We start from the raw sequence: 12,040 nt of genomic DNA, 5'->3' as shown, positions 1-12,040 counted from the left end.
GAAAAAACGGGGGAGGGCGCGCAAAAAAAACGGGGAGCTCATTGGCTCCCCGGTGTTCAAGCGCAATCAGCTGTTGGGCAGCAGACGGCAGGTGATGCTTTTGATGTAACGGGTTTCAGCGATGGCCGGATGCACCGGATGATCCGGACCCTGACCGCCACGCTCGAGCATCTGGATATTGCGGTCCAGGTGACGGGCGCTGGTCAGCAGGATGTTCTGCAGATCGTCTTCCGGCAGGTGCATGGAGCACGAAGCACTGACCAGAATGCCGTCCTTGGTCAGCAGGCGCATGGCTTGCTCGTTGAGACGACGGTAGGCGCCTTCGCCGTTCTTCATGTCTTTCTTGCGTTTGATGAAGGCCGGCGGATCGGCAACGATCACGTCGAAGCGCTCTTCGCTGGCTTTGAGTTCCTTCAAGGCTTCGAAGACGTCGCCTTCGATGCAGGTCATCTTGTCAGCGAAGCCGTTCAGCGCGGCATTGCGCTCGACGCCGTCGAGGGCGAATGCAGAGGCGTCGACGCAGAACACTTCGCTGGCGCCGAACGCAGCGGCCTGCACGCCCCAGCCACCGATGTAGCTATAGAGATCAAGTACGCGTTTGCCCTTTGCGTAAGGTGCCAGGCGCGCGCGGTTCATGCGGTGATCGTAAAACCAGCCGGTTTTCTGCCCTTGAATGACCGGCGCTTCGAACTTGACGCCGTTCTCTTCCAGCGCGACCCACTCCGGCACCAGACCGAACACGGTTTCGACATAACGGTTGAGGCCTTCGGCGTCGCGGGCGGCGGAATCATTCTTGAACAAAATGCCGCTTGGCTTGAGCACCTGGGTCAACGCGGCGATCACGTCGTCCTTGTGCGCTTCCATGGTCGCCGAGGCGATCTGCACCACAAGAATGTCGCCGAAGCGATCGACCACCAGACCCGGCAGCAGGTCGGAGTCGCCGTAGACCAGACGATAGAATGGTTTGTCGAACAGACGCTCGCGCAACGAAAGTGCGACATTCAGGCGATGCACCAGTAGCGACTTGTCGAGTGCCAGTTTGATGTCGCGTGACAGCAGACGCGCGCAGATCAGGTTGTTCGGGCTCATGGCGACGATGCCCAACGGCTTGCCGCCAGCGGCTTCGAGCACCGCCTGATCGCCGGCCTTGAAGCCGTGCAGAGGCGTGGCGGCCACGTCGATTTCGTTGCTGTAGACCCACAAGTGGCCGTTGCGCAGGCGACGGTCGGCGTTGGCTTTGAGGCGCAGGCTAGGCAGGGACATGACGTCGCTCCGGAAAAAAGAGCGGGAGTATAGCGTGTTGACGCGTGCTCCGGTCTGGCCTGCGATGAAAAGCGGATGGCCCCTTCGCGAGCAGGCTCGCTCCCACACTTGGAATGCATTCACCTGTGGGAGCGAGCCTGCTCGCGAAAGCGATTTCAGCTCTTATGCAGCCAGTGCGTCAATCAGGGCCTGACTGAACGCCGGCACATCATCCGGTTGGCGGCTGCTGATCAGGTTGCCGTCCTTGACCACTTCCTGGTCGACCCAGTTGACCCCGGCATTGACCAGATCGTCCTTGACCGTTTTGTAGCTGGTCATGGTCTTGCCATTGACCAGTCCTGCCGAGATCAGCAACCAGCTGCCGTGGCAGATCACGGCAATCGGCTTGCCCGCCGAAGCGGCAGTCTTGACCAGATGCTGGGCATCCTGATCGATACGGATGGTGTCGGAATTCTGCACACCGCCCGGCAGCAGCACGGCATCGTATTGATCGACGCTCACAGCCTGGAAAGTGTTGCTGACGGGGAAGTCGTCGGCCGGTTTGTCATGGTTCCAGCCTTTCACCGTGCCAGCCTCGGCGGAAAGGATATCGACCTGCACGCCGGCCTGCTCCAGAGCATCCTTGGGGCCTGTCATTTCGACCTGTTCGAAACCATCGGTAACCAAAATAGCGACGCGTTTGCCATTGAGGGAAGTTGCCATCGGTAAGCTCCTGAGTCTGTGGAGATTTTGCCTTCGCAGCGGACCGTTGAGGTCCGATGCGCCCTACAGATTCCGAAGCCTGGGCACAGATGAAAGTTCCGACGATGTGCCCATCGGTGTGTCGCCCTGCCGTTTCAGCGGTTAGAATCGCCGCCTGCCCCGGAGTGTGTACTTATGTCCCAAGAGCTGACCACCGAACAGATTCAACAATCGCTGCAAGGCATCAGTGTGCCGGCGCAACCGCAGATCATGGTGGATCTGCAAATGGAGCAGTACATGCCCGACCCGGACCTGGAGGTGATCGCCAAGCTGATCTCCCAGGATCCCGGCCTGTCCGGCGCGCTGCTGAAAATCGTCAACTCGCCGTATTACGGCCTGAGCAACAAGATCACCTCGATCCAGCGTGCGGTGAACCTGTTGGGCAGCCGCTCGATCATCAACCTGATCAACGCGCAGTCGATCAAGGGCGAGATGAACGACGACACCATCGTCACCCTCAACCGTTTCTGGGACACCGCGCAGGACGTGGCGATGACCTGCCTGACCCTGGCCAAGCGCATCGGCACCCAGGCCGGTGACGAAGCCTATGCGTTAGGGCTGTTCCACGATTGCGGCGTACCGTTGATGCTGCAGCGTTTCCCCAACTACATGACCGTACTGGAAGAGGCCTATGCCAGCGCCAGCCCGGAATGCCGTGTGGTCGATACGGAAAACCGTGTGTTCAACACCAATCACGCCGTGGTCGGTTACTACACTGCCAAGTCCTGGCGCCTGCCGGAGCATGTCAGCGCCGCCATCGCCAACCACCACAACGCGCTGGCGATTTTCAGCGACGAATCGTCGAAGAACAGCCAGCTGAAAAATTTGCTGGCGATTCTGAAAATGGCCGAGCACATCTGCGCCTCGTATCGGGTGCTGGGCAACCAGACCGAAGATTTCGAGTGGAACGCGGTCGGCCCGTTGGTGCTCGATTACGTCGGTCTGTCGGACTACGACTTCGAAACACTCAAACAAACGATTCGCGACCTCGGCGCGCATTGATCCGAGGACACCATGCCTGAACTGCCGGAAGTCGAAACCACCCGTCGCGGGATCGCCCCGCACCTGGAAGGCCAGCGTGTCAGCCGCGTCATCGTCCGCGACCGGCGCCTGCGCTGGCCGATCCCCGAAGACCTCGATGTGCGCCTGTCCGGGCAGCGCATCGTGCTGGTGGAGCGGCGCGCCAAGTACCTGTTGATCAACGCCGAGATCGGCACACTGATCAGCCATCTGGGCATGTCGGGCAATCTGCGTCTGGTCGAGGCCGGGTTGCCGGCGTTGAAGCACGAGCACGTCGACATCGAACTGGAATCGGGTCTGGCCCTGCGCTACACCGACCCGCGACGGTTCGGCGCGATGCTGTGGAGCAACGACCCGCTCAATCACGAACTGCTGATTCGCCTCGGACCGGAGCCGCTGACCGATCTGTTCGATGGCGAAAGATTGTTCAAGCTGTCACGCGGGCGCTCGATGGCGGTCAAGCCGTTCATCATGGACAACGCGGTGGTGGTCGGGGTGGGCAATATCTATGCGACCGAAGCGCTGTTCGCCGCCGGCATCGACCCGCGCCGCGAAGCCGGGAGCATTTCCCGCGGGCGTTACTTGAAACTGGCGATCGAGATCAAACGCATCCTTGCCGCCGCCATTGAGCGTGGCGGCACGACATTGCGCGATTTCATTGGCGGCGACGGTCAGCCCGGCTATTTCCAGCAGGAACTGTTTGTCTACGGCCGGGGAGGACAGCTCTGCAAGGTCTGCGGCACCGGATTGCGCGAAGTGAAGCTCGGTCAGCGTGCCAGCGTGTTTTGCCCGCGCTGCCAGACCTGAAAAAATCCTTGGGTCTATAGTGAGAAGTCTCACTGTTCAGCCCGAAGGATCGTGCCATGAAACTCCTGCAAGTCTTCTTCGTCACGCTGCTGTTGTGTTCCAGCTTGGCCGTTCAGGCCTCGGAAAACGGCAGCGGTGACCCGCGATACACCATCCAGAATCCCCCGGCGTACGCCATGCTTGGCGACCTGCTGATTGCCCGACCTTTGCTGGTGGTGGCCACGGTGATCGGTGCGGGAGCGTTTGTGGTGTCGTTGCCGTTTACCGCGCTCGGCGGCGGTGTTGGCGATGCCGGTCAGGCGCTGGTGGTAGACCCGGCGAAAGCAGCGTTTGTGCGGTGTCTGGGGTGTACGGGGGAGGGGTTCGAGCAGCGCGAGTGAGCTGATCGGGTTTCAGGGGTGTGGCTGATGGCCCATTCGCGAGCAGGCTCGCTCCCACAGGAGAATGCATTGCAAATGTGGGAGCGAGCCTGCTCGCGAAGAGGGCCGGACGGGCACTGAAGAGATCAGGCCTTGCCGGTAATCTTGCGGTACTTCTCCATCAACTGTTCTTCAGTTTCCGGATGGGCTTCGTCCAGTGGAATGCAATCCACCGGGCAGACCTGCTGGCACTGCGGCTCGTCGTAGTGGCCGACGCACTGGGTGCACAGGTTCGGGTCGATCACGTAGATCTCTTCGCCTTGGGAAATGGCGGCGTTCGGGCACTCGGGTTCGCAGACGTCGCAGTTGATGCAATCGTCGGTGATGATCAGGGACATGCTAACTCCAGCCGGGGCGGCAGGCCCGGGCGCTATAAATCAATGCGCGCAATTGTGCCGCATTGAAGCTCGCAGTGCACGCGGGGGCGATCAAGGGCACTCTTTGGCTGCGATCCAAAAACGAAAGGATCGCAGCCTGCGGCAGCTCCTACTTCTTGAAGCGCAGGGTCAGCGCGTCGGCCACGGCCGGGTGGACGAACTTGCTGATATCGCCGCCCAGCGCGGCAATCTCCCGCACCAGCGTCGAGGAAATGAACGAATAACGCTCCGACGGCGTGAGAAACAGGCTCTCCACATCCGGTGCCAGTTGGCGGTTCATGTTGGCCAGCTGGAATTCGTACTCGAAGTCCGACACCGCGCGCAGACCACGCAGGAACACATTGGCGTTCTGCTCTTTGGCGAAATGCGCGAGCAGCGTCGAGAAACCGACCACTTCCACGTTAGGCAGGTGTTTGGTGACCTCGCGAGCCAGTTCGACCCGTTGTTCCAGCGGGAACAGCGGGTTCTTTTTCGGGCTGGCGGCGACCGCAATGATCACGTGATCGAACAGGCGCGAGGCGCGTTCGACCAGATCGCCATGGCCCTTGGTAATAGGGTCGAAGGTACCTGGGTACAACACTCGGTTCATCGCGTCGTCCTGGCGGGAGTCCGTTGGGGAGTCGGATGGTATCGCAGCCTTCCCGGTCGGCCAAGTCGCCTGTTGGGTAAGAAAGCACTATAGACGATGGGAATATTCTGCTTTTTCATGGATTTTTCAGTCGGTCAGCCAAGGCTGTCGCCAGTTGCGCGGTCAGGCCATACACCGACAACTGCGGGTTGGCGCCGATGCTGGTGGGGAACAGCGAGCCGTCGTGAATCGACAGATTGCGCAGTTGATGATGGCGACCGAGGCTGTCGGCGACCGCGCTTTTCGGATCTTCACCCATCGCACAACCACCCATCACGTGGGCACTGCCCAGTCGCGTGCGGTACAGCTCCAGGCTCAATCCGTCGATCAGCGAGCGCGCCTCAGCCAGTGTCTTCACATAGCGACCGTCGGCGTGCATCGGCATGACCGATTGCGCGCCGCCGGCGAACTGGATTTCGGCCATGACGTGAAAGGCCCGGCGCAAACCGTCCCAGGCGTACTGCGAAACCTGATAGTCGAGCACCGGCGAGCCGTCGCCGCGCAGCTCCACCGAGCCACCGCTGCTGTCCGGGTGGAAGCCATCGCGCAGCAGCGCCAGCATTGCGTGGGTGTGCGGCAGGTCGGCCATGTGCCGGGCGTTCTCCCGGCCGAAACCACCCAGCAGCGTGGCCGCCAGCGCCGGGTGCAGCGGCGGCACTTCGAGTTTGAAAGCCATCGGCCCAGTGGTGCCGTCCTTCCACTGAAAATGGTCGGAATAGATCGACTGCGGCGCGCCGTAAAACGGATTGACCACCTCGGCGAAACGCGCGGCGGACATGTTCACCGGATGCAGAAAAGTACGCTTGCCCACGCGCTCATGCGGATCCGGTGCGTCGGAGCGCAGCAACAGCGCCGGGCTGTTGATGCCGCCGCCGGCCAGCACGTAATGCCGCGCCTTGACGGTGATGCTGCGCCCGGTCGGCTCGACGCAGCGTTCGTCCATCGCCACGCAATGCAGCCCGGTAACCTTGTCGCCACTGATCAGCAGCTTCTCCACCCGCGCCAGATACAGCAGCTCGCCGCCCTTTTCCAGCGTCGCCGGGATGGTCGTGACCATCATCGATTGCTTGGCATTGCTCGGGCAGCCCATGCCGCAATAGCCGAGATTCCAGCAGCCGCGCACGTTGCGCGGGATTACGTGCCAGCTGTAGCCGAGTTGCTCGCAACCTTTGCGGATCACGTCGTTATTGGCGTTGGGTGGCACCATCCACGGCGCGACCCCGAGGCGCTGCTCCATTTTTTCGAACCACGGCGCCATCTCTGCCGGGCTATGGCCTGTGACGTTGTGCTCGCTGGCCCAGTGTTCGAGGGTCGGCTCGGGCGTGCGGAAGCTCGAGGTCCAGTTGATCAGCGTCGTACCGCCGACCGCGCGGCCCTGCAGGATAGTGATCGCGCCGTCCTTGCTCATGCGCCCGATGCCTTCCTGGTAGAGGCTGCTATAGGCCTCGTCTTCGAGCAGTTTGAAATCCGAGCTGGTCTTCAGCGGGCCTTCTTCGATCAGCAGGACTTTGTAGCCGGCCGCGCTGAGGATCTCTGCCGTGGTGCCGCCGCCGGCGCCACTGCCGATGATCGCCACGTCGGCTTCGAGGGTGAGGTCGTCGCTCAGTTGCGCGCCGTTGTAGGTTTTCCAGCCTCGGGCGAGGCCTTCGCGGAAGGGATCGGGTACGGGCATCGGTCAGGTTCTCTTTATTATTCTGGATGCTGAGGTGATGCAGCAGGCCCCTTCGCGAGCAGGCTCGCTCCCATAGGGGGATGCATTTCAAATGTGGGAGCGAGCCTGCTCGCGAAGGCCGCGCCCTGGTTTCAGACCTTCGGCGGACCGGGATAACCGCAGTGAGCCCAGGACTCGGCGCGGGTGTACCAGGCCATCATCACCATCTGCTGCAACGAGCTATGGCCCATGCGCAGCAAGCTCAGTGAACTGTTCTCCCAGCGTTCAAGGAAATGCCGCATCGCTTCAGGGCTGGCGTTTTCCCAACTGCCCCAGATACCGGTGAGCGGGCCACGGGTCACGGCCATGCCGAGCACATCGAAGAGTTGCCGAGTGAGCTTGAGCATTTCCAGCGACAGGTGATCGAGGCTGTAGTCCAGCGACTTCAGCGTGCCGTCTAGCGCTGCGGGCATTTCCCCGGCGGCGACGGCGCCGTCGAGCATCACCGGGATCAGCGCGCGCAGGAACAGCAGATCGCCGTCGCGCAAACTGACGAAACCGTTGGCGCTGACGCTCGACGAGCAGCCAGTGAGGCTGGCGCCAAGGCCGGCGGTGGCGAGAAACGCGCTGGCGCCGAGGCTGAATTTCAGCAGGCTACGGCGCGACAGGGCAGGTGTTTCGGTCAGGCTTGGGTGCATTGTTTTTATTACCCGGCGTCGACGAACGTTTAGCGAATGAACAGCTTCTGAATCAGTTTCTGAATCGATGTGCCGTAGGGCGGGTAGATAAGCCGGGCCGCGTTGAAGCGCTGTTTGATCAGCACGCCCTTGGCCTTGCTGAAGGTCAGGAAACCTTCGTGGCCGTGGTAATGGCCCATGCCCGAGGGGCCGATGCCACCGAAGGGCATATCGTCCTGAGCGACATGCAACAAGGTGTCGTTCAGGCATACGCCGCCGGAATGGGTCTCGTGCAGTACGCGATGCTGTTCGCGTTTGTCGTAGCCAAAGTAGTAAAGAGCCAGAGGACGAGGCCGCTGATTGATGTAAGCGAATGCCTGCTCCAGATCGCGATAAGGCACGATTGGCAGCAATGGGCCGAAGATTTCGTCCTGCATCACCGTCATCTCATCGCTGACATTGAGCAGCACGCTGTGCGGCATGCGTCGGCCCTGGCCTTGTTCGAACAGTGGGATCAGCAGCGCGCCCTTGCTGGTCGCGTCGCTGACGTAACCGTTCAGTCGGGCCATCTGGCGTTCGTTGATGATCGCGGTGTAGTCGGCGTTGTCGGCCAGTGTCGGGTAGAAGCCTTTCACAGCCTGACGGTAGGCCTCGACGAAGGCGCCGACGCGGTCTTCCGGCACCAGCACATAGTCGGGCGCGACGCAGGTCTGCCCGGCGTTGAGGGTCTTGCCGAAGGCGATGCGTTCGGCGGCGTCCTTGAGCGGTACGTCTGTGGAGACGATGGCCGGCGACTTGCCGCCCAGTTCCAGGGTGACCGGCGTGAGGTTTTCCGCCGCAGCGCGCATGACGTGTTTGCCGACGCTGGTGGAACCGGTGAACAGCAAGTGATCGAACGGCAACCGCGAGAACGCTACGCCGACATCCGCTTCGCCCAGCACTACACAAACCAGGTCTTCGGGAAAGATCCGCGCGAGCAGCTCTTTGAGCAACAGGCCGGTGGCCGGGGTCGATTCGCTGAGCTTGAGCATCACCCGATTGCCCGCCGCCAGGGCGCCGACCATCGGCCCTACGGCCAGATACAGCGGGTAGTTCCACGGCACGATCACACCGACCACGCCCAGCGGCTGGTAAACCACCTTTGCCGAAGCAGGCTGGAAGGCCATGCCGACCTTGCGCCGCGATGGCTTCATCCAGTTCTTCAGATGACGGCTGGCGTAGTGAATGCCGTGCAGGCTCGGCATCAGTTCGGCGAGCAGGGTTTCGTCGGCGCTGCGGTGACTGAAATCGGCGCTGATCGCCTCGATCAATGCCTGCCGCTCAGCGCTGAGCAGATCGCGCAAAGCCTTGAGCCATTGCTGACGTTGCGCGGCCGGCGGCATCGGGTTGGCGGCATATGCAGCCCGTTGCGCCTGGAACTGCCGATCGAGGGTTTCAAGAGGCTGTTGCAGGGTTTGCAGGTAGGCAATGTCGGCAGTCATCGCGGGCTCCGGATTTTATTGTAATGGGCACTTTTTAGAGTCTAAGCTCTAGAAAGTCAAACGACTTCCGTGCACGGCAAGGTTTTATCCATTTCCGGTTAGGTCGTAAGATGCGCCGTCTACGCACTCTGAATTAAAGCTCAAGCCATGGCCCCACGAATAAAAACCAGCGAGCGCATCGTTCAGAACAGCCTGGAGCTGTTCAATCAGCAGGGCGAGCGCAGCGTCAGCACCAACCACATCGCCGCGCACATGGAGATTTCTCCGGGCAACCTGTACTACCACTTCCCCAACAAGCAGGCGATCATCGCCGTGTTGTTCAGTGAGTACGAAGCCCTGGTGGACAGCTTTTTGCGTCCGCCTCAGGGCCGCCCGGCGACCGTCGAAGACAAGCGTTTCTATCTCAAGGAACTGCTCTCGGCCATGTGGCGCTACCGTTTTCTGCATCGCGACCTCGAGCATCTGCTCGACAGCGATGCGGAACTGGCCGCGCGCTATCGGCGCTTTTCCCAGCGCTGCGTGATCCAGGGCGCAGCGATCTACGAAGGCTTCGTCGCCGCCGGCATCCTGAAAATGGACCGTGTGCAGATCGAATCGCTGACCCTCAATGCGTGGATCATCCTGACGTCGTGGGGGCGTTTTCTGTGCACCACCCGGGAAAACTCCAACCACCTCAGCGAACAGGCCGTGAAGCGTGGCGTGTATCAGGTGTTGGTGCTTGAGGCAGGGTTTGTCACCGATCAGGCGCGGGATGAAGTCAACGCACTGTTCGACGAGTTCTATGTGCCGCTGGCGCAGGCCCTTGAAGACGTGAAATAAACCGTTCAGCCGAATTCCACAGGAGCCCGTTATGTCGATTGCGCAGTTGATCAGCCCACAAGCTTTGGACGCTCGCAAAGAGCAGCCGGGGCTGGTGATTCTCGATTGTCGTTTCGCCCTCGAAGATCCGGATTACGGCCAGCGCAGCTACGCCGAAGGGCATATTGCCGGGGCGAGTTTCGCCGATCTGGAACGGGATCTGAGCGGTAAAGTCGAGAAGGGCGTGACCGGGCGTCATCCGTTGCCCGAGCCGGCGGTGTTGATCGAGCGCCTGCAAGCCTGGGGCATCAGCAACGACAGCGATGTGGTTTTGTACGACGACGGCCCGGGTGCGTATGCGGCGCGGGCGTGGTGGTTGCTGGCATGGCTGGGCAAGCGCGACGGCGTGTTCATTCTCGACGGCGGGCTCAAGGCCTGGCACGCGGCCGGCCTGCCGCTGAGCCTGGATCCGCCGAGCGTGACGCCGGGTAACTTCAGTGGGCAGCCGGACATGAGCCTGTTGCTCAGCGCCGAGCAATTGCAGCAGCGCCTCGGCCAGCCAACCCTGACCCTGCTCGACGCCCGCGCCTTGCCGCGCTTCAAGGGCGAAGTGGAACCGATCGATCCGGTGGCTGGGCATATTCCCGGCGCGCAGTGCGCGGCGTTCACCGACAACCTCGGCAGTGATGGACGTTTTTTGCCGGCGGAGCAGCTCAAGCAGCGCTTTGCGGCGAAGCTGGGTGATCGCTCACCGTCGGAACTGGTCGCGTATTGCGGCTCGGGAGTGACGGCGTGTCACAACCTGTTCGCACTGTGCCTGGCTGGGTATCCGCTGGGGGCGCTGTATGCCGGATCGTGGAGCGAGTGGATCAACGAACCGTCGCGCGGCATTGCCACGGGCGAATAAACCCAGCGATCTCCTGTAGGAGTGAGCCTGCTCGCGATGGCGGTATGTCTGTGAGTTAAATGCCAACTGACTCACCGCTTTCGCGAGCAGGCTCGCTCCCACATTGAACCAGGTTGTGCCATGCATTTTCATGCCGACACAAATCCCAGTGGGAGCGAGCTTGCTCGCGAAGGCGTCCTGTCAGGCATTGAATTTCCAGACTGACACACCGCCATCGCGAGCAGGCTCACTCCTGCAAGGGATATGCGGCGCTCAATGACCTAGTGCGGCCAGCCATTGTGGTATGCGCCGCTCCAGGTAATACCCGGGCCGGCGAAACGAGCCGTCGACGAAGCCGACATGACCGCCACGCGCCTGCAATTCGAACCGGGTGCAGGCTGACAACTCGTCGGCTTGCGGCAGGCTATGGGGAAATACGAAGGGATCGTCCGCCGCCTGAATGATCAGCGTCGGCGTGCGGATCTCGCCGAGGTAGTAGCGGCTCGAGGCGCGGCGGTAGTAATCCTCGGCGTCATTGAAACCGTGCAATGGCGCGGTAACCCGGCCGTCGAAATCCCAAAACGTACGCATGTTTTCCAGCGAGCCGAGCGCGGCCAGTTTCGCCAGGCCGTCTTCGCGCCCGTCATGCTGGAACTGGCGCTGCTTGTTTTTGATGTAGGCGACCATTTCGCGCATGAAATGCGCCTGATAAACCCGCGAAAATCCCTGGCCAATCCGGTCTGCGCACTGGTCGAGCCTGAACGGCACCGACACCGCCACTGCGCCGAGCACGCCGCTGTTGCTGCCGGTTTCGCCAAGATGTTTGAGCAGCACGTTGCCGCCCAGTGAATAGCCGACCGCGTACAACGGCGCCAACGGTCGTTTCGCGCGCAGGTGCTGGATGGCTTCGGCAAGGTCTTCGCTGGCGCCGGAGTGGTAGCTGCGCGGCAACAGATTCGGCTCGCCGGAACAACCGCGCCAGTTCAGCGCGACGCTGGCCCAGCCCTGCTCGGCCAAGGCCTTTTGAATGCCCGCCACATAGGGCGAATTGGATGAGCCGGTCAAACCGTGCAGCACCAGTACCAACGGCGCCTCGGCGCTGTGCGGGCCGTGCCAGTCGAGGTCGAGGAAGTCGCCGTCCTCGAGCCACAGGCGTTCGCGTTCGCGCTCGATGTGCACGGTCTTGCGCCACAGCGGACCCCACAGGGTTTGCAGATGCGGATTGCCGAGGCCGAAGGCCGGAACGAAACGCGAGGCGGGAAGCGGGGACGGTGATTGCACGGCAAATCTCG

The 12,040-nt window shown here is 61.7% G+C and carries 13 protein-coding genes; 5 read left to right on the top strand and 8 right to left on the bottom strand.

Annotation, left to right across the window (positions count from 1 at the left end):
• Nucleotides 1–66: 66 nt before the first annotated feature.
• Both AB4O12_RS19950 and AB4O12_RS19945 read right to left on the bottom strand, forming a co-directional pair.
• The gene (locus tag AB4O12_RS19950) at nt 67–1,263 is read right to left on the bottom strand and encodes a class I SAM-dependent rRNA methyltransferase (protein ID WP_016772700.1); all 1,197 of its coding nucleotides are present in this window, start codon (nt 1,261–1,263) and stop codon (nt 67–69) included.
• A 162-nt stretch (nt 1,264–1,425) separates the two neighbouring features.
• The gene (locus tag AB4O12_RS19945; RefSeq protein ID WP_016772701.1) at nt 1,426–1,965 is read right to left on the bottom strand and encodes a type 1 glutamine amidotransferase domain-containing protein; all 540 of its coding nucleotides are present in this window, start codon (nt 1,963–1,965) and stop codon (nt 1,426–1,428) included.
• 228 nt (nt 1,966–2,193) lie between these two features.
• Between AB4O12_RS19945 and AB4O12_RS19940 the strand changes: the two genes are divergently transcribed.
• From AB4O12_RS19940 to AB4O12_RS19930, 3 genes are read left to right on the top strand one after another with little or no spacing between them, the layout of a single operon-like run.
• A complete protein-coding gene (locus AB4O12_RS19940; protein ID WP_164558347.1) occupies nt 2,194–3,006 on the top strand; it encodes an HDOD domain-containing protein in 813 nt (270 codons plus the stop codon).
• Nucleotides 3,007–3,018: 12 nt separating this feature from the next.
• Entirely contained in the window at nt 3,019–3,831 is an 813-nt protein-coding gene (gene mutM, locus AB4O12_RS19935; RefSeq protein ID WP_095181322.1) for a bifunctional DNA-formamidopyrimidine glycosylase/DNA-(apurinic or apyrimidinic site) lyase, read from the top strand.
• A gap of 56 nt (nt 3,832–3,887) precedes the next feature.
• Nucleotides 3,888–4,211, top strand: a complete 324-nt coding sequence (locus AB4O12_RS19930) for a hypothetical protein (protein ID WP_041476834.1) — start codon at nt 3,888–3,890, stop codon at nt 4,209–4,211.
• Nucleotides 4,212–4,336: 125 nt separating this feature from the next.
• On the opposite strand, the gene AB4O12_RS19925 is transcribed toward AB4O12_RS19930, so the two are convergent.
• The 5 genes from AB4O12_RS19925 to AB4O12_RS19905 form a co-directional block, all read right to left on the bottom strand.
• Nucleotides 4,337–4,588 (bottom strand): YfhL family 4Fe-4S dicluster ferredoxin, encoded by a 252-nt coding sequence (locus tag AB4O12_RS19925; RefSeq protein WP_003195146.1) that lies wholly within the window; start codon nt 4,586–4,588, stop codon nt 4,337–4,339.
• A gap of 148 nt (nt 4,589–4,736) precedes the next feature.
• Entirely contained in the window at nt 4,737–5,216 is a 480-nt protein-coding gene (coaD, locus tag AB4O12_RS19920) for a pantetheine-phosphate adenylyltransferase (protein WP_003229157.1), read from the bottom strand.
• A 115-nt stretch (nt 5,217–5,331) separates the two neighbouring features.
• Nucleotides 5,332–6,927 (bottom strand): GMC family oxidoreductase, encoded by a 1,596-nt coding sequence (locus AB4O12_RS19915; RefSeq protein WP_252868428.1) that lies wholly within the window; start codon nt 6,925–6,927, stop codon nt 5,332–5,334.
• Nucleotides 6,928–7,058: 131 nt separating this feature from the next.
• The gene (locus AB4O12_RS19910) at nt 7,059–7,604 is read right to left on the bottom strand and encodes a twin-arginine translocation pathway signal protein (protein WP_460059621.1); all 546 of its coding nucleotides are present in this window, start codon (nt 7,602–7,604) and stop codon (nt 7,059–7,061) included.
• Between the two features lie 29 nt (nt 7,605–7,633).
• Nucleotides 7,634–9,064 (bottom strand): coniferyl aldehyde dehydrogenase, encoded by a 1,431-nt coding sequence (locus AB4O12_RS19905; RefSeq protein ID WP_460059620.1) that lies wholly within the window; start codon nt 9,062–9,064, stop codon nt 7,634–7,636.
• Nucleotides 9,065–9,211: 147 nt separating this feature from the next.
• Between AB4O12_RS19905 and AB4O12_RS19900 the strand changes: the two genes are divergently transcribed.
• The gene (locus AB4O12_RS19900) at nt 9,212–9,883 is read left to right on the top strand and encodes a TetR/AcrR family transcriptional regulator (RefSeq protein ID WP_460059619.1); all 672 of its coding nucleotides are present in this window, start codon (nt 9,212–9,214) and stop codon (nt 9,881–9,883) included.
• A 31-nt stretch (nt 9,884–9,914) separates the two neighbouring features.
• On the top strand, nt 9,915–10,769 hold the full coding sequence (locus AB4O12_RS19895; RefSeq protein ID WP_310218880.1) for a sulfurtransferase: 855 nt from the start codon (nt 9,915–9,917) through the stop codon (nt 10,767–10,769).
• A gap of 252 nt (nt 10,770–11,021) precedes the next feature.
• Here the strand turns inward: AB4O12_RS19895 and AB4O12_RS19890 are convergent, their stop codons facing one another.
• Nucleotides 11,022–12,029, bottom strand: a complete 1,008-nt coding sequence (locus AB4O12_RS19890) for a hydrolase (RefSeq protein WP_460059618.1) — start codon at nt 12,027–12,029, stop codon at nt 11,022–11,024.
• Nucleotides 12,030–12,040 lie beyond the last annotated feature (11 nt).

It is taken from the genome of Pseudomonas sp. S2_A05 (assembly GCF_054668485.1).
Note: the sequence above shows the minus strand (reverse complement) of the source record. Positions and strands in the feature narration are given on the sequence as shown.